The organism is Cellulomonas sp. P2_B4 (genome assembly GCF_056404795.1).
In genome coordinates, this window is the sequence record NZ_JBFUDI010000074.1 from 1 (window position 1) to 597 (window position 597).

Genomic DNA, 597 nt, shown 5'->3' on the forward strand with positions numbered 1-597 from the left:
GCTTAAGGCCTTCGAGGTATTTGGGCGCGAAGGCGGGATCCGAAAAACGGCGCAACATATCGGCGTGGATCCGGCGATTGTGAGCCGGCATCTCCGGGGCCTGGAGGAGAGCCTCGGCACCGCCCTCATAGACCGAACGGGCGGCAGCTACCGGCTGACACCCGATGGCGCGACCTATCATGCCCGCGTCAGCGGGGCTCTTCGCGAGATCGCCGATGCCACCGCAACCTTGCGCACGCGCGACAAGAAAAATCTGATACTCTGGTGCGCTCCGGGTCTCGCTTATCATTGGCTGGGGCGGAAACTCGCCGAATTCACCAGGCAAAACCCTGAAATCGAAATTGAATTCAGGCCGTCGGACCGTCCACCCGATTTCAACACGAACGAGGCCGATGCAGATGTCCGCTATTTGAGAACCGGCGACGAAGGGAAGATCCGCCATGGGCTACGGGCACTGGAAATAGCGCGGCCTCCGGTATTTCCGGTAGCAAGCCCCGGCTATCTGGCGCGCCTGGACGGCGCTGTGAAAGCGCCAGCGGCGCTGCTCCGGCAAACCCTGCTGCACGAAGATTGCGACCAGGAATGGCGGGATTGGCT

1 protein-coding gene is annotated in these 597 nt (G+C 62.0%); it reads left to right on the forward strand.

Annotated features, from left to right (window positions below; all coding sequences use genetic code 11):
• Positions 1-597 (forward strand): LysR family transcriptional regulator (locus tag AC1DZC_RS20160; protein WP_477044518.1); only part of this gene is annotated, 597 nt, incomplete at both ends.